15 protein-coding genes and 4 pseudogenes are annotated in these 19,340 nt (G+C 60.5%); 6 read left to right on the top strand and 13 right to left on the bottom strand.

All coding sequences use genetic code 11. The features are described from left to right. Nucleotides 1-26 precede the first annotated feature (26 nt). The 5 genes and pseudogenes from JFV26_RS11685 to JFV26_RS11670 all read right to left on the bottom strand — a co-directional run bounded on the left by JFV26_RS11685 (nt 27) and on the right by JFV26_RS11670 (nt 3,423). A complete protein-coding gene (locus JFV26_RS11685) occupies nt 27-881 on the bottom strand; it encodes a DMT family transporter (protein ID WP_201192632.1) in 855 nt (284 codons plus the stop codon). 44 nt (nt 882-925) lie between these two features. Continuing rightward, nucleotides 926-1,078 (bottom strand): annotated as a pseudogene (locus JFV26_RS33445) (DUF1493 family protein); the annotation flags it as partial. A gap of 35 nt (nt 1,079-1,113) precedes the next feature. Then, a pseudogene (locus tag JFV26_RS11680) lies at nt 1,114-2,384 on the bottom strand (type II toxin-antitoxin system HipA family toxin). A 2-nt stretch (nt 2,385-2,386) separates the two neighbouring features. Continuing rightward, nucleotides 2,387-2,875 (bottom strand): helix-turn-helix domain-containing protein, encoded by a 489-nt coding sequence (locus tag JFV26_RS11675; protein WP_201192390.1) that lies wholly within the window; start codon nt 2,873-2,875, stop codon nt 2,387-2,389. A 194-nt stretch (nt 2,876-3,069) separates the two neighbouring features. Then, nucleotides 3,070-3,423: a DUF1493 family protein gene (locus tag JFV26_RS11670; RefSeq protein WP_201192388.1), complete on the bottom strand. Its 354-nt coding sequence runs from the start codon at nt 3,421-3,423 to the stop codon at nt 3,070-3,072. Between the two features lie 204 nt (nt 3,424-3,627). Between JFV26_RS11670 and JFV26_RS11665 the strand changes: the two genes are divergently transcribed. The 3 genes from JFV26_RS11665 (at nt 3,628) to JFV26_RS11655 (ending at nt 7,619) form a co-directional block, all read left to right on the top strand. Further along, nucleotides 3,628-5,556 (top strand): RecQ family ATP-dependent DNA helicase, encoded by a 1,929-nt coding sequence (locus tag JFV26_RS11665; protein WP_201192386.1) that lies wholly within the window; start codon nt 3,628-3,630, stop codon nt 5,554-5,556. A gap of 229 nt (nt 5,557-5,785) precedes the next feature. After that, nucleotides 5,786-7,012: a 3-hydroxyacyl-CoA dehydrogenase gene (locus JFV26_RS11660; protein ID WP_201192384.1), complete on the top strand. Its 1,227-nt coding sequence runs from the start codon at nt 5,786-5,788 to the stop codon at nt 7,010-7,012. A 175-nt stretch (nt 7,013-7,187) separates the two neighbouring features. Continuing rightward, entirely contained in the window at nt 7,188-7,619 is a 432-nt protein-coding gene (locus JFV26_RS11655; RefSeq protein WP_201192382.1) for an acyl-CoA thioesterase, read from the top strand. A 116-nt stretch (nt 7,620-7,735) separates the two neighbouring features. Here JFV26_RS11655 and JFV26_RS11650 read toward each other — a convergent pair whose 3' ends face one another. The 4 genes and pseudogenes from JFV26_RS11650 to JFV26_RS11635 form a co-directional block, all read right to left on the bottom strand. Then, nucleotides 7,736-8,221: a glycine zipper domain-containing protein gene (locus JFV26_RS11650; protein ID WP_201192380.1), complete on the bottom strand. Its 486-nt coding sequence runs from the start codon at nt 8,219-8,221 to the stop codon at nt 7,736-7,738. Nucleotides 8,222-8,486: 265 nt separating this feature from the next. Next, nucleotides 8,487-10,831 (bottom strand): annotated as a pseudogene (locus tag JFV26_RS11645) (FdhF/YdeP family oxidoreductase). Beyond that, nucleotides 10,828-11,666, bottom strand: a pseudogene (gene fdhD / locus JFV26_RS11640) (formate dehydrogenase accessory sulfurtransferase FdhD). The pseudogenes JFV26_RS11645 and fdhD overlap by 4 nt, the downstream one beginning before the upstream one ends. A 94-nt stretch (nt 11,667-11,760) precedes the next feature. Further along, the gene (locus JFV26_RS11635; RefSeq protein WP_201192378.1) at nt 11,761-12,648 is read right to left on the bottom strand and encodes a LysR substrate-binding domain-containing protein; all 888 of its coding nucleotides are present in this window, start codon (nt 12,646-12,648) and stop codon (nt 11,761-11,763) included. Nucleotides 12,649-12,786: 138 nt separating this feature from the next. Between JFV26_RS11635 and lysM the strand changes: the two genes are divergently transcribed. Continuing rightward, entirely contained in the window at nt 12,787-13,227 is a 441-nt protein-coding gene (lysM, locus tag JFV26_RS11630; RefSeq protein ID WP_201192376.1) for a peptidoglycan-binding protein LysM, read from the top strand. A gap of 125 nt (nt 13,228-13,352) precedes the next feature. On the opposite strand, the gene yrfG is transcribed toward lysM, so the two are convergent. Next, entirely contained in the window at nt 13,353-14,015 is a 663-nt protein-coding gene (yrfG, locus tag JFV26_RS11625; protein WP_201192374.1) for a GMP/IMP nucleotidase, read from the bottom strand. Between the two features lie 88 nt (nt 14,016-14,103). On the opposite strand from yrfG, the gene nudE reads away from it, so the two are divergent. Next, complete coding sequence (nudE, locus tag JFV26_RS11620) at nt 14,104-14,670, top strand: ADP compounds hydrolase NudE (protein WP_201192372.1); 567 nt, start codon at nt 14,104-14,106, stop codon at nt 14,668-14,670. Further along, complete coding sequence (gene cysQ, locus JFV26_RS11615; protein ID WP_201192370.1) at nt 14,667-15,500, top strand: 3'(2'),5'-bisphosphate nucleotidase CysQ; 834 nt, start codon at nt 14,667-14,669, stop codon at nt 15,498-15,500. Before nudE ends, cysQ begins: the two co-directional genes overlap by 4 nt. A 100-nt stretch (nt 15,501-15,600) precedes the next feature. Here the strand turns inward: cysQ and JFV26_RS11610 are convergent, their stop codons facing one another. Genes JFV26_RS11610 through JFV26_RS11600 form a run of 3 tightly spaced genes read right to left on the bottom strand, consistent with a single transcriptional unit; the run spans nt 15,601 to nt 19,307 of the window. Further along, the gene (locus JFV26_RS11610; protein ID WP_201192368.1) at nt 15,601-16,056 is read right to left on the bottom strand and encodes a thioesterase domain-containing protein; all 456 of its coding nucleotides are present in this window, start codon (nt 16,054-16,056) and stop codon (nt 15,601-15,603) included. 21 nt (nt 16,057-16,077) lie between these two features. Further along, complete coding sequence (locus tag JFV26_RS11605) at nt 16,078-17,472, bottom strand: sigma-54-dependent transcriptional regulator (protein ID WP_201192366.1); 1,395 nt, start codon at nt 17,470-17,472, stop codon at nt 16,078-16,080. Then, nucleotides 17,469-19,307 carry a sensor histidine kinase gene (locus tag JFV26_RS11600; RefSeq protein ID WP_201192364.1) on the bottom strand — a complete coding sequence of 613 codons (1,839 nt, stop codon included), beginning with the start codon at nt 19,305-19,307 and terminating at the stop codon, nt 17,469-17,471. The genes JFV26_RS11605 and JFV26_RS11600 overlap by 4 nt, the downstream gene beginning before the upstream one ends. Nucleotides 19,308-19,340 lie beyond the last annotated feature (33 nt).

Here is a 19,340-nt window from a genome sequence, read left to right as displayed (position 1 = left end):
GGGCGGCTTTTTTGTGGGCGCTTGCTTCAGGTTTTGAGGTGCAGCACAAACGCTGCGACCAACACCAAGACAACGCCCAGCACCTGCACCCTTGCCAATCGCTCCTTGAAAAACACATACCCCAAAATCGCCGCAATTGCGCCCGACAATGTGCTGATCACGGTCACCACCGAAACTGATCCCGCCACCGCACCCCAAGCGAACGACGAAAAACCACCCAGGTTCATCAGGCTCGCACCCGTCAGCGCCATGCAGTTTTTCAACGGCGGAATTTTCAACCCGTCCTTGATCTTCAAAACCATGACAACCAGCACGATTAGCCCAACCAGGTAGGCGAGCCAAAGCATCGTCACCGGCCCCAGAACGGGTAGGACGAAGTGTCCTTGCAACCAGAAACTGGTGCCGTAAAACACTGCCGCCAACAATGCGTAGGCAATCGAACTGCTGGCGGCAGTGGTGTGTGGAACCTTGGGGTCAGAGTGGATGCTGGAGAGAATGACCCCGAGCACGCACAAGGCGATGCACAGCGACTGGGTCAGGCTGATCTGCTGACCGCCGGCCCACGACAGCAACGTCGTCACTACGCCATAGGACGTCACCAGCGGTGCGACGATGGAGGCTTTGCCAAGGGCGAACGCTTTGGACAGGGCCAAAGCACCAGACACGGTCAGAATGGCGGCGGCAATGCCGATCAGCCAAATGTCGAGGGGTGCTGCCATGGACTTGAGGAGGAAGGCAGGGAAGGCGATCAGCAGTAGGCTCATGATGGTAAAACCCAGCGCCTGACCGAAATACACGGCGCGTTTGACGCCGACTGCTCGGGCGTTCAGCCCCACCAAAAAATCCGTACCGCCCCAGAGCAGGGCGGCAAGTAAACCCATCAGTACGTCCACGCTATGTCCTTATAGATGTTCGCTGCGCACGTTTAGAGGCCTTCAAGCTCCTGAGTGTCCCAGCGTTGGGCCTTGATGGCCTGGTAGAGCATGCCGATGGTCAGCGGGAGTTTGTCGCCACGACCCTTGGCCCTGCGTTTGAGGGACACATCGTAGCTTTCGGGCTGGAAGTAGCGATAGGCGTCTTATTCGATGATAAGAGGCAATGGCCTCCGCTCAGCTATTTGCCTGATAGCCTAAACGCCGGCGCCATATTGTCTTGTTCGCGCTTCGACAGCCCCGCTCTGCTGGCCACTTTTGACCACTGGCTCACCACATCCTGGAAACTTCCAATAATCTCTTCTGCATCATCTCGGCTAACCCGAAAGTACTCGGCCACCTCGCGAGCAAGCTCAAGATCCAAAGCATTATCGGCATCTGTGATGTTGAGCATCAACCCTTCGGCGTGTGCTACCGGATTCATGTCGTAGGCGTCAGACAGGCGCCACCCCCGACCGGGATCAAGGAGAAAACCATGGTTGCGCAGGTGGTCGTCGGTATTGGAGACCAGGATGTTGAATACGATCCGTGACCACAACTCTCGGAGATCTTCGTCGGGTTCTGAGCCGTGCTGCAGGAGCACTTCAGCCAGCTCAATGTAGCTGGCGCCTACCGACGCATCGTCACCGTCCACGCGGTCGGTCATGGTCATGGCTGAGGCGAAATGCAGTCGCTTTCCCATTGTCGTGCGGTCGAAGCGTTTGACCATGAAGCAGTGATGATCGCTCGCATAACGTTGCGCCATCCCCCTCGCCACACGCAGACCACATTGTTTAGCCAGGACATTCACCACGAACTCCCATCCACCGACGTCATAGTCGTCGCGAGTGCTCGGAAACTTGGCGATCCACAGATGACCGTTCTTGTCAGCAACGCTGGCCTTGGGTCTGGCGCCGCCCAGTGAACCGCCGGGTGCAATCAACATTCTCAGCCACTCGCGCCCATCGAGTGAGGTGTTATCTGGATCGTTTTCCAGCGCACGACTTGCCTGCTCCAGCTCACGTAACTTGATAAAGGGGGCGCTGCCAACCCATCTCGATCGTCCAGAAAACTGCCTTCGTCATTGAGCTTGTAGCGGATAGCGCCGACTCGATAGAGGTCATGAACACCCAACAGGAAATCTGACTCGTAGAGCTTGGTGCCCTTTAGGACCAGGCCGTCGCGGATGTCTCGTTCCAAACGGCGCTTCATCAGCAGTTGGCCCCAGCGATCCGGACTTGAGTCGGCAAAAACGCCGAAGCGAGTCTGGTGCTGTCCGGGAAATTGTTGACCTTCGAAGAGCTTGATGCGGGGATCCAGCGTGGTGAAGTTCAACTGAGGATCGGCCAAAGCGGCAGTGTCGTACTCAAATTCGAACACGTTGGTGGAGCGAGCTTGTCTGGCATGTAGGAACCCAAGACGTCTTGGCCCGTTCAGGGTTTCCCAATCGGCATACACCGCGATCAGTGTCATTTTTAATTCGTCTCAGGTTTGGGTTTTTTCTTGGTAAACAGCTTGGAAAAAGAGTGGCTGTTCAATGGAAAATCAACCTCTATATCCGCATCTGAGATAGGGCTTTGCGCCGCTTCCAACGTCTGGTCTTGGATCGGTGACGACGCTTTCGTTGAAGCCACGTTGCGCACTCGTTGGCGTTTACTGGCGGCTGCATTCGCTTGCGGGGTTAATTGCGCATCTTGCAATTGGCGTCCTAACTCATCCGTTGCTGCGAGCTTGCTCACGTCTTTCTCCAAGCCCAGTACCTGCATCACGGACATGTAGGCGCCCATTGTCACGCCTGAACTGCCGGACTCCAGTGAGCGAAGCGTTGTCAGCGACATGCCTGCTCTTTCGGCGACTTGCTTTGCGGTCAGCCTGCGACGCAGTCGAGCGAGTTTCAGGCGTTCGCCAAATTCTGCGAGCAGTCTGGATGCGGAAGGCATGAGAGGCGCTGTTTTCTTAGCCATATGCCATTATTCCTTCACTTTTAGGCGTTAACTGCCAGAATAATAGCACTTATGTTGTGATTTGCCGGACGCCTTCAGGGCGTATCAAGACGCCATCTATCAGTACGGCCGTAGCCATCGGCGGATTGTTATAACTGCCATTGTTCCAGCTGAATTCTCGATAAACAGCCAGAATATTGCCACTTACGTATTCGTTAGAGACCTTCCAGAGGTTGCGTATCCCAGCGTTGCACTTTGACCGCCTGGTACAGCATGCCGATGGTCAGCGGGACTTTGTCGCCACGACCCTTGGCCCTGCGTTTGAGGGACACATCGTAGCCTTCGGGCTGGAAGTAGCGATAGGCGTCGTAGTCCACGAAGTCGATCCCGAACTGTTCTTCCAGCGCTTCCATCAAATGCCGCGCATCAGCGCCGTCGCAGCCCAGGTCGAAATTGATCGAGGTGGTGAGGCCGATGGTTTTGCGTTCGGGCAGGCCGAGTTCTTCGTGGAGCAGCTGCATGAGCAGGTGCATGGTGTGGTCGTCGGGGAAATCGGGGGCGAGGTTCATGGTGCATCTTCCGTTTGGGGCGTGTCGATGAGACGGATTAAGCCTGATTTTACGCTGTTGTGGACGTCGATCATTGCGCCAGCCTGGCAATTCCCCCGAGCCATCCGCTGTATCATCCCGTATCGTTTTGGCCCCGACCTTTTCTCGACCCGCTGCAATCGCCGGCTAGGCTTTTGGCGTCGCAGGTCAACGGAGTGACAGCTTATGCACAACACCCTGGAACAGGTTTTCGGTTATCCACAGTTTCGACCCGGCCAGGAGGCGGCGGTCAGCGCGGTGTTGGCCGGGCGCTCGGCGGCGGCGATTTTCCCCACCGGCTCGGGCAAGTCTCTTTGTTATCAATTGCCGGCATTGCTGCTGCCGCACCTGACGCTGGTGGTCTCGCCACTGCTGGCGCTGATGCAGGATCAACTGGCGTTCCTGCAACGCCACGGCATCTCGGCCGGCAGCATCGATTCGGCCCAGAGCCGCGACGACGCCAGTGACGTGATGGCCCGGGCCAAGTCCGGCGAATTGAAGATTTTGATGATTTCCGTGGAGCGCCTGAAGAACGAGCGCTTCCGTAATTTCTTGCAGCAAGTGCCGATCTCGCTGCTGGTGGTGGACGAGGCGCACTGCATCTCGGAGTGGGGCCACAACTTCCGCCCCGACTACCTCAAGCTTCCGGACTACCAGCGTCAGTTCAACATCCCCCAAGCGCTGCTGCTGACCGCCACTGCGACGCCCAAAGTGATCGCGGACATGGAGGCGAAATTCGCCATCGCGCCTGAAGACGTGGTGACCACCGGTTTCTACCGGCCGAACCTCAACCTGCTGGTGGAACCGGTTCGCGGCCAGGACAAGCGCCGACGTCTGGTCGAGTGGATGAGCCAGCGTCCCGGCCAGCCGAGCATCGTCTATGTCACCTTGCAGAAAACCGCCGAGCACATCGCCGAGCATCTGGGCCGCAACGGCATTCAGGCCGAGGCCTATCACGCTGGTTTGCCACACGAGCAACGTGAAGGCATTCAAAAGCGCTTCATGGGCGGGCAGTCCAATTGCATCGTCGCCACCATCGCCTTCGGCATGGGCATCGACAAGAGCGACATCCGCAACGTGGTGCATTTCGACCTGCCCAAATCCATCGAAAACTACAGCCAGGAAATCGGCCGCGCCGGGCGTGACGGGCAGCCGTCGGACTGCCTGGTGCTGGCCAACCGCGACAGCCTCAACGTGCTGGAAAACTTCGTCTACGGCGACACCCCGGAGTTGGATGGCATCCGCTGCGTACTCGACGAGTTGCAAGCCGCCGCGCCGCAGGGGCAGTGGGAGTTTCTGCTGGGGCCATTGGCGGATCAGAGCAACATTCGCCAGTTGCCGCTCAAGACCTTGCTGGTGCAGTTGGAGCTGCGCGCAATCATCGCCCCGCGATATGCCTATTACGCTGAATACCGCTTTAAGTATTTGCAGGAACCGGAGGTCTTGCTCGCCCGTTTCGAGGGTGAGCGCAAGGACTTCGTCGCGGCGATCATCCAGACCTCCAGCCGTGCGCGAACCTGGGCCACGGTGAATTTCGATGCGCTGTACGAACAGCATTCGGCCGAGCGCAATCGGGTGGTCAAGGCGCTGGATTACTTCCAGGAAAAAGGCTGGGTCGAGCTTGAAAGCAAGCAGATGACCGAGGTCTACAGCCTGCTGCAAACCGACTTTGATGCTCAAGCCCTGAGCGAGGAACTGCACGCCTACTTCACCCGCCACGAACAAACCGAGATCGCCCGTATTCACGCGATGCTTGATCTGTTCGCCACCGACCATTGCCTGGGCTATCGCCTGGCCGAGTATTTCGGCGACGAAAACGCGCCACGGCAGTGCGGGCATTGTTCGGTGTGTCACGGGGACGTGGCGCGACTGCCAGCACCGCCAGCGTTGCCGGCGCTTGTGGATAAAAACTTCGAAGCGTTATGCGGCGACTTTATCCACAGGCACGAACAACACACCGGGCATGTGCCGTCGGCGGAACGGGTGACGCGGTTCCTGTGCGGGATCAGCGTGCCGCTGTTTACCAAGCTCAAGGCGCGGGCGATTCCGGGGTCTGGAGCGCTTGAGGATTATCCATATGCCCAAGTGCGGGAGTGGGCGCTATCACACCTCTGACCCGTAGGAGCTGCCGAAGGCTGCGATCTTTTGATCCTGGTCTTTGGCAGTCTCAGCACCACTGAAGATCAAAAGATCGCAGCCTTCGGCAGCTCCTACAGGGAGCTGCGGTGTATTCGCGGCCAACATCCATCCGCTGAATGTTGCTCATCACAGGAATAAATTTCAAAACAACGCGGCGGCTGACTATGGTGAAGGCTGTCTTTGGATCGCCAACAAGAGAACAACAATGAGCCAGACGCCGTTCAATATTCAGCGCGCCGCCGTGATCGGGGCGGGCACCATGGGCCGTGGCATTGTCATGTGCCTGGCCAACGCCGGGGTGCCGGTGCAATGGGTCGATAACAATCCGCAGATGCTTGAACAGGCGTTGGCCGCTGTCGCCGACACCTACGCCCACAATGTGCGTCAGGGCCGGATCGATCAGGCCGAAGCAGACGCCCGTATTGCGCGAGTAACCAGCGTGGCGGATTACGCGGCGATCCGTGATGTCGACCTGGTGATCGAGGCGGTTTACGAAAACCTCGAACTGAAGCAGAAAATTTTCCGTGAACTGGATGGCCTGCTCAAACCCCAGGCGATCCTGGCCAGCAACACCTCGGCACTGGACATCGACGCGATTGCCGCTGCCACTCGCCGCCCGCAACACGTCCTGGGCCTGCACTTCTTCAGCCCGGCACACATCATGAAACTGCTGGAAGTCGTCCGCGGCGCGCAAACCGCCCCGGCGGTGCTCGATGCTGCGTTGGCGCTGGGCAAACGCATGGGCAAGGTCAGCGTGGTGTCCGGCAACTGTCATGGTTTTATCGGCAATCGAATGCTCAATACCTACGTGTTTGAGGCGCGCAAAATGCTGCTTGAGGGGGCGTTTCCTTATCAGGTGGATGCTGTGCTGCAAGGTTTCGGGTTCGCCATGGGGCCGTTCCGCATGTACGACGTGGTCGGCATCGATCTGGGATGGCGTGCCCGGCAACTGGCCGGCAAAGGGCAGGATGCGCCGCAAGTCCAGATAGACAACCGGTTGTGCGAGCTGGGCCGGTTTGGTCAAAAGAGCGGCGCCGGCTACTACCACTATGAGCCGGGCAGTCGGCAGGCTGAGCACGACGTAGAGGTTGATGCGCTGGTGCTGGAGGTCAGCGAGGGTTTGGGCTTCCAAAGGCGTGAGATAAGCCCGGAGGAGATTCTGGAGCGCTGCTTGCTGGCACTGGTCAACGAAGGGGCGAAGATCCTCCGGGAAGGCATTGCGGGATCGGCCCATGACATTGACCTGGTTTACCTCAACGGCTATGGCTTCCCGGCGGACAAGGGCGGGCCGATGGCCTGGGCGGATCAGCAAGGGTTGGCGGATATTCATCAGCGGTTGCTGGCGCTGGAGACGAGGCAGGGTGACCAGTGGAAACCGGCGCGGTTGATCGGGGAGTTGGCGGCAGTGGGTAAGGGGTTTGCTGATAAGTGATTGATGTGGCGTCTGTCAGGGCGCCTTCGCGAGCAAGCCCGCTCCCACATTTGATCTTCAGTGAACGCAGATTTTTTGTACGACCAGAATCCACTGTAGGAGCGGGCTTGCTCGCGAAGAACGATAACGCGGTTTTCCCCTTAGACTGGCCATCCAACCCCAGGAACCGACGCTAATGTCCAACCCGATGCCCCAACGCACCGACTACCCGCACTTCCAGCCCATCACTACCCGCTGGCACGACAACGACGCCTACGGTCACGTCAACAATGTTACCTACTACAGCTTCTTCGACACCGCGGTGAACACCTACCTGATCGACGTTGGCGGGCTGGATATTCATGACGGCGAAGTCGTGGGTTTTGTGGTGAGTTCGGCCTGCGATTACTTCGCGTCCATCGCCTTCCCTGATCGCATCGAGATCGGCCTGCGGGTCGCTAAGTTGGGCAACAGCTCGGTTCAGTACGAGCTGGCAGTGTTCAAGCAAGGGGAAGACGAAGCCTGTGCGGCCGGGCGCTTCGTGCATGTGTTCGTGGATCGGGCGTCGAATCAGCCCGTGGCGATTCCTGCCGGTTTGCGCGGGGCGCTGGAGCTGTTAGTGGTTTGACGAGCAAAAAAAGATCGCAGCCTCCGGCAGCTCCTACAGGGATTTGTGTACACCCGTAGGAGCTGCCGAAGGCTGCGATCTTTTGATCTTCTCGCTAAGCAATCAGCAATCAGCAATCAGCGATGACGATAGTAGTCGTGATGCTTGCGATGCCCATAAGCATGGCCGCGGTGACGGCGGTCATCACGGTAGTAGCGACGATCATCATGGTCGCCACGATAGGAACCACGATCATCCTCGCGACTCGAGTTGCCCATGTAGTTACCCAGCGCGCCACCAGCGCCACCGCCGGCTGCGGAGCCGATCAGGCTGCCGGAGGTGCCGCCGATGCTGCGGCCGACCACGTTACCGCCGGCTGCGCCCAACGCACCGCCGATGGCGGCTTGGCCACGGCTGTGTCTGTCTGCGCCGACGGCACTACCACCCGCGCCGCCCAGGGCCGCACCGATGGTAGAACCGGTATTGCCGCCTAGTGACTGACCGACGACCGAGCCCAACACCCCGCCCAATGCGCCGCCCACACCTGCTTCGGCAGTGCCTCCGGCAGAAGCGAAGCCACTGGCCAGGCTAAGGGACAACAAGAGAATCGAGGAGAACTTCATAGAGGAACCTCAAGGGGATGACGGCGCGATCCTGAGGCTGTGTCATAGTTGTGACAATCGAAATCCGACGAGTAACACGACTTGTACACAATTCTATAAGTAACTGTTTTTAGGGCGGAACTTAAATATTTTTCGCCGGTCTTTAGCTACTTGGGATAGGCCGTTTTTGTGAAAAAACGGCCTTTTTTGTGGGCGATTGGACAGTGTCGTGTCAGCGCCATTGCTAAAAGATCGTCCGAACGCGGCCCGATCTTTTGATCTTGCGTTAAGCCGACTTGGCCATAATCAACCCGGTCTCACTCGCCATTTCCAACCGAATCGCCACAAATTTCGACGTCGGTGTATGGCTGCCATCCCCGGTGCTTTCCAGTGGCACCAACGGATTCACTTCCGGGTAATACGCGGCGGCCTGCCCGGCAGGAATATCAAACGCCAGCAGCGTGAAGCCCTTCACCCGACGCTCACGGCCATCGTCCCAGATCGAAACGATGTCAGCCTTCTGCCCCGGTTTGAACCCCAGGCGAATGATGTCGGCTTCGTTCACAAACAACACATCCCGCTGGCCCTTCACCCCGCGATAGCGGTCATCAAGACCATAAATCGTGGTGTTGTACTGATCGTGGGAGCGCATCGACTGCATGATCAGATCCGGCAAAATCCCCGTGGCGCGCGTGCGCTCGTGAACCAGATCCCTGGGCAGGACGTTCGCACGGAAATTGGCCCGCCCCGACGGGGTGCTCCACTTGCGGGCACCGGCACTGTTGCCGAGGTAGAACCCCCGGATTCTTCACCCTCTGGTTGAAGTCGCGAAAGCCGGGATGGTGTCGGCGATCAGGTCGCGGATGCGTGCGTAATCAGCCACCAGCCAGTTCCAGTCCACCGGTTTGCTGCCCAGGGTCGCGGCGGCGATGCCGGCGATGATCGCCGGCTCCGAACGCATCTGGTTCGACAGCGGCTGCAACTGGCCGTTGGAGGCGTGGACCATGCTGAACGAATCTTCAACGGTGACGGCTTGCGGGCCTTCGGTCTGGATGTCGATGTCGGTACGGCCCAGGCACGGCAGGATCAGCGCGTCCTTGCCGTGAGCCAAGTGGCTGCGGTTGAGCTTGGTGCTGATCTGCACGGTCAGGTCGCAATTGCTCAAGGCCTGGAAGGTGCGCGGGCTGTCCGGGGTGGCTTGGGCGAAGTTGCCGCCCAGGCCGATGAATACTTTTGCGCGGCCAGCGGCCATGGCGTGAATCGCCTCGACCACGTTGTGGCCGTTTTCACGCGGCACTTTGAACTGGAAGCGCCGCTCCAGGGAATCAAGGAACGCCACCGGCGGACGTTCGTTGATGCCCATGGTCCGGTCGCCCTGCACGTTACTGTGCCCGCGCACCGGACACAGACCGGCGCCCGGCCGGCCGATGTTGCCGCGCAGCAGCATCAGGTTGGCGATTTCCTGGATGGTCGCCACCGAATGGCGATGCTGGGTGATGCCCATCGCCCAGCACATGATGACGTTCTTGCCCTTGGCGTACATGCGCGCCGCTTGCTCGATTTCCACCAGGGTCAGGCCGGACTGCTCGACGATCTGCGCCCACGGCGTGTCATCGATGGCGCCCAGGTATTCCAGCACGTCGGCGCTGTGTTCATTGAGGAAGTCGTGATCGAACACCGAAGGCTGGTCGGTTTGTTGCGCTTCGCGCTCCCAGTGCAGCAGGAATTTCGCCATGCCGCGCAGCAGCGCCATGTCGCCGCCCAACGCAGGTCGGAAGTACGCGGTGTTGGTCGGCTTGTCGCTGTTGGTGAGCATTTCGATCGGATGTTGCGGATGCTGGAAGCGTTCCAGGCCACGCTCTTTGAGCGGGTTGACGCACACCACCTGGGCGCCGCGTTTCACCGCTTCACGCAGGGGTTCGAGCATCCGGGGTGGTTGGTGCCGGGGTTCTGGCCCCAGACAAAAATCGCATCCGCGTGTTCAAAATCGTCGAAGGTCACGGTGCCTTTGCCGACGCCGACACTTTGCGCCAACGCCACGCCGCTGGCCTCGTGGCACATGTTCGAGCAGTCGGGAAAGTTGTTGGTGCCGAAAGAACGCACGAACAACTGATAGAGATACGCCGCTTCGTTGCTGGCACGGCCCGAGGTGTAGAACTCGGCCTGATCCGGGCTCGACAAGCCTTGCAGGTGTTTGCCGATCAGGGCGTAGGCGGCTTCCCAACTGATCGGTTTGTAGCGATCGGTTTCGGCGTCGTAGCTCATCGGCTCGGTCAAGCGGCCCTGATACTCAAGCCAGTAGTCGCTCTGATCCAGCAGCGAACTGACACTGTGTTTGGCGAAGAACGCAGCGTCCACCCGACGTTTGGTTGCTTCCCAGTTCACCGCTTTGGCGCCGTTCTCGCAGAACGCCACCATGCCGGCTTCCTTGGAATCGCCCCAGGCGCAACCGGGACAGTCGAACCCGCCGTTCTTGTTGGTTTTGAGCATCATGCGCAGATTTTTCAGCGCGTTGTCGCTGGTCAGCCAGGCCCGGGCAACGCTGGCCAGCGCACCCCAGCCACCGGCCGCGCCTTTATAGGGCTTGTAACGGGGAACGGGTTTCTGATCGGCTTGTTGATGTTGGCTCACGCTTGATTCTCCATCGCTGGGCTGTAGACCCGCGGTGCACTTTTTGCGGCAGGTGGATGAGATTGAGGTTGTGACGCCGGGCCCATTGCACGGCAAGGCCCGTGGGCGACGACAGGCTGACGAGGGTTTGAATCCCTGCGCGCAGCACTTTCTGGATCAGTTCGAGGCTGCAACGGCTGGTGACAATCGCCAGGCCACCGGTGGTCGGGATGTTCTGGCGGATCAGTCCGCCGATCAGCTTGTCGAGGGCGTTGTGCCGGCCGATGTCTTCGCGGCCCAACAGCAACTCGCCCTGGCCATTCATGAACACCGCCGCATGCACCGCGCCGCAATGCTGGCCCAGCGGCTGAAACGCGCCGATACGCTGGCGCAGGCCATCGAGCCAGGCGGCGGGTGGCAACGGTGCGCCGGGCAAGACCTTGAGGTCTGGCAGCGCTTGCTCGACGGCTTCCACGCCACAGAGCCCGCAACCGCTGGTGCCGGCCAGTTGCCGACGTTGCTGCTTGAGGTTCCAGAAGGCGCGGTTGGCGATGGTCACTTGCGCGTACTGCGCCGAACCCGAGCCGCTGAGTTGCAGGTCATAGATGTCGGCGGCGTCTTCGATGATGCCGCTGCCGAGGCTGAAGCCGACGATAAAGTCTTCCAGATCGGTCGGGGTGACCAGCATCACAGCCTGGCTGATGCCATTAAAGGCGATCGCCAACGCCACTTCCTCGGCCAGCGCGGTGCTGTCCGTTTCGGCGTAGTCGAGTGTGCTGTAACTGTAGGTCTGGCTGGCGGCGGGCGCGGGCGTTTCGAGGGCGGGCGCCGCGCAGGCTGGGCGCTTGGCGTTCATGGGGCATCACCGACGGTTTGGGTAGCTTTAAGACTAGGCGCGTCAACATGTCGCGTCTAATCGCTAATACCGATCTACCGATAGATGCCGTCGATCAAGAGTCCTTCAGCGATTTCTGATAAATCGCGAAACAGGCTTCCGCCAGGGCTGAGCGCGGGGCGCTGCGGCGCATGATCAACCCCAGCCGGCCAAGGGTTTGAGCGTTTTCGATGGGTTGCAGGCGCAGGTGGTCGGTCAGGTTTTCGAGGCCGCCGTCCAACGGCATCACCGCGCAACAGAACCCGCCGTGCACGGCTTGTAACAATTGATGGACCGCATCGGTTTGCAACAACGGCTGTGGCGTCAGCCCGCGGCTGTGGAAGTTATGGTCGATGGACTGGCGAAAGTGCATGCCGCTGGTGAGCATGCCCAGCGGCAGTTCGATCAGCGACTCCCAGCTCAGCGGCGCCTCGCCGAAGGTGTAAAAGCGCTGGTCGTAGAGCAACCCCATGCGGGTTTCGCTGAACGCCAGGGAGTCGAAGCGCTCGCCGTCGAGACGCTCCAGGTAGGACACACCGAGGTCCAGACGATTGTTCGCCAGTTGTTCGAGGATCTGCTCGGAACTCAGCGCCGACAGCTCGAAGCGCAGGTTCGGGTGTTTGGCATGCAGGCGCTGCATCAAAGGCAGCGGATCGAAACTCGACAGCGGCACCACGCCCAACCGCAATGTACCCACCAGATTGCCGCGACAGGCCGCCGCTTCGGCCTGCAAGCCGTCATAAGCCGCCAGCACCGTGCGCGCCCAGGCCAGCACCCGCTCGCCCGGCGCAGTGAAGCCCTCGAAGCGCTGGCCGCGATTGACCAGCGGCAGCTCGAGTTCCTCCTCAAGGCTGCGCAGGCGCATGGACAGGGTCGGCTGAGTGATGTGACAGCGCGCGGCCGCCTGGCCGAAGTGCCGGGTTTCGTCGAGGGCGATGAGGAATTTGAGCTGCTTGATGTCCATCTTCGCTCCAGGGCGCTGGCAGGGTTTGCGATTCTAGCGCTTGCAAGGGGGTGGGGTCATTGGTCGGGTTGGAACCGTGGCTTGCAGCCTTGGTCTAGTCTTTTGCGTCTGGAACCCTAAACCCAAGGAGAGTGCACCATGAGTATTTTTAGCTTTGTGAAAGAAGCAGGCGAAAAGCTTATCGATCTGCTGACACCGGGCAACGCCAATGCCAGTGAGCAGTTGAAGGATCACATCAGCAAGGTCGGCCTGGGTAATCCGAATGTGCAGGCCACGGTGGATGGCGACAAGGTCACGGTCACCGGTGAAGTCGCGAGTCAGGAAGAGAAGGAAAAAATCCTGCTGGCCGTGGGCAATATCGCCGGTGTCGGCAGCGTGGACGACCAGATCACCGTGACCGGGCCGGTGGTAGTGGCCGCGAAGTTTGTCACGGTCGTGAAGGGCGACACCCTCAGCGCGATTTCCCTGCGCGTGTATGGCGATGCCAACAAGTATCAAAAAATATTTGAGGCCAACAAACCAATGCTCAAGGATGTGAACAAGATCTATCCGGGGCAGTCGTTGCGCATTCCTGAATAATGTGAGGCCCGTAGGAGCTGCCGAAGGCTGCGATCTTTTGATCTTGGCGGTTTCAAAGCTGCCGAAGATCAAGATCAAAAGATCGTCCGAACGCGGCCCGAGCCTTCGGCAGCTCCTACAGGGAATCAGAGCCCTTCGATCAACTCCCGATAATCCCCGACCGCCGCAAACTCCGCCGTGTCCTTCGGCCCTTTGCGACTGTCCGGCTCACGCACCGCCAACAAATGCGCCACCCCAAAATTCCGCGCACTGCGCAGGATCGGCAACGTATCGTCGATAAACAGACTACGCGCCGGATCAAAACCGATGTCCGCCTGCAACGCATCCCAGAACTGCGGGTTCTCCTTGGCGAAGCCGTAATCGTGGGAACTGATCAACCGCTCGAAATACGGCGCCAGTTCTATGCGCTCCAACTTGAGTGACAGCGAATCGCGATGGGCATTGGTGATCATCACCACACGCTTGCCAGCCTGTTTGATCGCCGCCAGAAACGTATCCGCATCCGGGCGCAGGGCAATCAGATGGGCTGTTTCCAGCTTCAGCTCGCGTACCGGAATTTTCAGCTCTGCGCTCCAGAAATCCAGGCAGTACCACTGCAACTGGCCGGCGTTGCGTTCGAACAGTGGCTGCAACTCCATCTGCGCCATGGCCCGGCTCACCCCGTGCAATTCGGCATAGCGCTGCGGCAGGTGCTCCATCCAGAAATGGTTGTCGTAGTGCAGGTCCAGCAGCGTGCCGTCCATATCCAGCAGAACGGTGTCGATGTCGCGCCAGGGCAGCAGGGACATAAAAACTTCTCCAGCGGTAAAAAGATATCCGAGGTAAACAATCAGGATAGGCCGGGTATAGTAACGCGTTCACGCCAAGGAGCCGTCTATGCGCCAGAAACCCACCGTACTTGCCCGCGAGATCGTCGCCACCAGCCGTTTATTCTGCGTCGAAGAGCTCAAGCTGCGCTTTTCCAATGGCGTGGAGCGCACTTACGAGCGTCTGGTCGGCAGGGGTGCCGGATATGGCGCGGTGATGATCGTGGCGATGCTCGATGCAGACCACGCGGTGCTGGTCGAAGAATATTGCGGCGGCACCGATGAATACGAACTGTCCTTGCCCAAAGGCTTGATCGAGCCCGGCGAAGACGTGCTGGCCGCCGCCGAGCGCGAGCTCAAGGAAGAGGCCGGGTTTGGCGCGCGGCAGTTGGAACACCTGACCGAGTTGTCGTTGTCGCCCGGTTACATGAGCCAGAAGATCCAGGTGGTCTTGGCCACCGATCTGTACGAAGAAAGCCTTGAGGGTGACGAGCCCGAGCCGATGCGGGTGGACAAGGTCAACCTGCGTGAGTTGTCGGCCCTGGCCCAGAACCCGCAATTCACCGAGGGCCGTGCCTTGGCGGCGCTGTATCTGGCCCGAGACTTATTGACCCAGCGTGGGGTGTTTTTGCCATGAGTTTGAATTTTCCTCATCCTTTGATGGCGCCAGTGGTTGAACTGGCCTTGAAGGCGGGTGAAGCGATCCTGCCGTTCTGGCGCAACGGCGTAGCGGTTACTGCAAAGTCCGATGACTCGCCAGTGACGGCGGCTGATCTGGCCGCTCACCATGTGATCGTGGATGGGCTGAGCGCACTGGATCCGAGCATTCCGGTGCTTTCCGAAGAAGACGCCAACATCCCCCAAAGCGTACGCGCCGGGTGGCAGCGTTGGTGGCTGGTGGACCCGTTGGACGGGACCAAGGAGTTCATCTCCGGCAGTGAAGAATTTACCGTCAACATCGCGCTGATCGAGCAGGGCCGTGTGGTATTTGGCGTGGTGTCGATGCCGACCAGCGGGCGGTTCTATGTCGGTGGTAGCGGTTTGGGGGCGTGGCGGGGTGATGCCGGCGCAACACCGTTGCCGATTCAGGTTCGCGACGTACCGGCGGCAGGCGAGGCGTTTACCGTGGTCGCCAGTCGTCGGCATTCGAGCCCTGAGCAGGAGCGCTTGCTGGCGGGGTTGAGTGAGAGCCTGGGTGAGCTGCAGTTGGCGAACTTTGGCAGTTCACTGAAATTTTGTATGGTGGCGGAAGGGGCGGCGGATTGTTATCCGCGGTTGGCACCGACCTCTCAGTGGGACACGGCGGCGGCGCAAGGCGTGCTGGAAGGGGCGGGCGGTGAGGTGCTGGATTTGAGTGGCGCGCCGTTTTGTTATCCGGCGCGGGAATCGTTGCTCAATGAGTTCTTTTTGGCGTTGCCGGCGAAGGCTGCGTGGCGCGAGAAATTGTTGGCGTTAGCTCGGGCCTGAAGATCAAAAGATCGCAGCCTCGTTTCACTCGACAGCTCCTACAGGGGGGCGCGTTTCCTTGTAGGAGCTGTCGAGTGAAACGAGGCTGCGATCTTTTGCTTTACCGATGCAGCACGTACTGCCCGCTAAACGTTACCGCATCCTCCTCAGTCCCTGCATTCACAATCCGTGAATGCAGTGTTAGCCGCGCCCGCCCATAGCGCTCATACATCGCCAGAAACTTCTTCCACACCGCCGCACTCGGCGCCTGGCAAATCGCCGTGGCATCGCTCGTCACTGGCAGCGGATAGCTGATGTGCCCTTCCTGAATCACGATGTGCCCGTCTTCAATGCCTTCTTCACGCAAACGCAAATGCAGCCAGCCCCAACCGGCCAGCACGGCGCCGCAATACAGGCTGCCGCCGAACATGGTGCTCTTGTGATTGACGTTGACGTCCAGCGGCAAGTGCAGGCGCAGTTGCTGGTCGTGCCAGTCGAGGACCTTGAGGCCCATGTCCCGGGTCAGGGGAATGTCATGGTGCAGGATTGATTCCAGGTAACGACTGTCGCGATTCATGCATGGCCTCTGCGGTTGGATTCAATCAAGGTCGTCGGCGTGGCTGCTGGCGCCACTGTCGGCGAAGTTCAGACCGTGTTTACGCAGCTTGTCGTGCAGGGTCTTGCGCGGAATGCCCAAGGCCTCGGCAAGGCTGCGTACCGAGCTGTGAGAGCGCGCGAGCTCAGCGGCAATCAGGTTTTTTTCGAAGTTTTCCACCTGCTCGCTCAGGCCACCGCTGAGCACTTCCACCGTGGTACTGGCACTGCCCTGCGGCGCGCTGTTGTCCAGTTCCAGTTCCAGGCCCAAGGCAAAGCGTTCGGCGGCGTTTTGCAGTTCGCGCACGTTGCCTGGCCAGGCGTGACGCAGCAACAGCGCCCGTTGCCCCGGCTGCAGTTCGTGGGGCGGCAAACCGTGGCGAGTGCTGGCTTCGTCGGCGAAATGCTGGAACAGCACCAGAGCATCTTCGCCACGTTCGCGCAGCGGTGGAATGCGCAGCGGTGCGACGTTCAGCCGGTAATACAAGTCGGCCCGGAAGCGCCCTTGATCGGCGGCCTGGCGCAGGTCTTCCTTGGTGGCGGCGATGACGCGGATGTCCAGCGGGATCAACTGATTGCCGCCCAGGCGCTCGACTACACGTTCTTGCAACATGCGCAGCAGTTTCACCTGCACATCCAGGGTCATGCTTTCGATTTCATCGAGGAACAACGTACCGCCGTTGGCGAATTCGAACTTGCCGATGCGGCGTTTTTGCGCGCCAGTAAACGCGCCGGGCTCGTGACCGAACAGCTCGCTTTCCACCACCGATTCGGCCAGCGCCCCGGCGTTGATCGCCACGAACGGGCCGTTACGACGATTCGACAAGTCGTGCAGTGCCCGGGCGACCACCTCTTTACCGGCACCGGTTTCACCGAGTATCAATACGTCGGCCCTGGTCGCCGCCAGTGCACCGATTTGCTCGCGCAAACGCAGCATCGGCGCCGATTGCCCGACCAGTCGGGCGCTCAATTCATTGCGGTCGCTCAGGGCCAGGCGCAGGCTGCGGTTGTCCAGTACCAGCCGGCGCAGGGCCAGGGCGCGGCGCACGCTGTCGAGCAGGGCGTCGCTGGCGAAAGGTTTTTCCAGAAAGTCATAGGCCCCGGCGCGCATCGCTTGCACGGCCAACGGTACATCGCCGTGGCCGGTGATCAGCAGTACCGGCAGCTCCGGGTCCTGGGCGTGAAGTTCGCTCAGCAACTCGAGGCCGTCCATGCCCGGCATCCGGATGTCACTGACCACCACGCCCGGCCAGTCGCGCTCCAGTTGCCCGGCCAGGCCCCTGGCTTCGGCCAGCGGCAGGATCTTCAGGCCGGCCAGGTCCAGCGTCTGGCTCAAGGCCTGGCGCAAGTGCGGATCATCGTCGATCAGCACGACCTGGATGCGGTTATCGATGGTCATGCACTTCGGTCCTCGGGCGGTTGCAGGCTCACACCGGGTGCGCCTGCGCGTAGCTTCAGGGTAATCAGGGCGCCGCCCTCCTTATGGTTGGCGAACGACAGTTCACCACCGAAGGCGCGCATCAGGGTGTCGCAGATCGCCAGCCCCAGCCCAAGGCCCTGAGTGCGGGTCTTGGTGGTGTAGAAGGGCTCGCCGGCGCGACCCAGCGCCTCCAGGCAGAACCCGGGGCCGTTGTCGCGAATGTACAGGTTGACGCCCTCGCTGGTGGATTGGGCACTCAGCCAGAGTTTGCGCGGCGGGCCTTTTTCGGTCAGTGCGTCGAGGGCGTTGGCCAACAGGTTGCCGAGCACCTGGCGCAAACGGGTTTCCCCTGCCTCGACCCACAACGTGGCGGCTGGCAGGTCACGGATCAGCTCGACTTCCATGCTCCGTCGACGCTTGGCCAGCAACGCCAGGGCGTCGTCCAGCGCTGGTTGCAGGGCGACGCTTTCCGGGGCGTGGCGATCACGGCGAGCGAAGGCGCGCAGGTGCGCAATGATCGAGGCCATGCGCCCGGTCAGTTCACTGATCAGCTTGAGGTTGCCGCGGGCATCGTCGGTGCGCTGATGATCGAGCAGCACTTCGGCGTTTTCTGCGTAGCTGCGGATCGCCGCCAGCGGTTGATTGAGTTCGTGGCTGATACTCGCCGACATCGTCCCCAGCGCCGACAGTTTGCCGGCCTGCACCAAGTCATCCTGGGCTCGCACCAGTTCTTGCTGGGCGTGTTCGCGCTCCAGCACTTCCTGTTTCAGGCGTCGGTTGAGGCCTTCGAGGTCACTGGTGCGCTCGGCCACCCGGCCTTCGAGTTCGCGGCGGGCCTTGGCTTCGAAGGCTATCCGCTCCAGATAGTGGCGCCGGCGCTGCATCATCAGGCCGAGCAACAGCATCACAACCAGCAGCGTCGCGCCACCGATGGCCACGACCGTGCGCACCGGGCGGTCAATCAGGGTCCGTGGCGCAAGGATGCTGACGCTCCAGCCGGTTTCCTCGATATGCCGGGTCTGGGTCAGCCAGGCGCCGGGATTGAGCATCAATGGCTTGGGATCGCGGGTCGGGTAGGGTTGGATCGCGGTGATGGCTTTGTTTTCCTCCTCACTCAAAACACGGGTCGAGCGAAAACGCCACTCGGGTCGGGACGTGAGGATGACCACACCGTTGTGATCGGTCAGCAGCAGTTGTTCCGGGGTTTTGCCCCAGAGGCTTTCGGTGAGATCGAGATCGACTTTGACCACCAGCACACCGACGACTTTCTCGCCCTCGCGTACGGCGGCAGCGAAGAAGTAACCGCGTTTGGCCGAGGTGGTACCCAGCCCGAAAAAGCGCCCGAGCCGCCCGGCCATGGCTTCGCTGAAGTACGGCCGGAAGGAAAAATTACGCCCGACGAAACTGTCGTGTTTGTCCCAGTTGGAGGCCGCCAGCGTCTTGCCGGAGGTGTCCATCAGGTACATGACTTCGGCGCCGGTCTGGGCGCTGATGTTCTTCAGCAAGCGGTTGGCGTTGCCCTGGGTGACGCCATCGTCGGGCGCGCCCAGTACGGCGCGCAGGGCGGGCAAGTCGCCGAGGATCTGCGGCAGCACTTCATAACGGTGCAGGGTGCCCAGCAGGTTGGCGACATAGAGGTCGAGGGTCTGACGGTTCTGCCCGGCCAGTTCGCTACGGTAGTAACGCTCGGCCAGATGCTGCAGCGGCCACAGCAACGGCGCCAGGCACAGCGCGAGCAGGGCCAGGCTGCGCCAGCGGGGTCTGCGGGGAGGGGTGGAGTCATGAGCATCGGGCGCCTGGGGGAACAGACGCATTATGCCTAGGGTTGCGAGCGCAGTTGAAACGAA

Source organism: Pseudomonas sp. TH31, from assembly GCF_016650815.1.
Classification (GTDB): domain Bacteria; phylum Pseudomonadota; class Gammaproteobacteria; order Pseudomonadales; family Pseudomonadaceae; genus Aquipseudomonas.
This window is presented reverse-complemented; position numbering and strand designations above follow the sequence as displayed.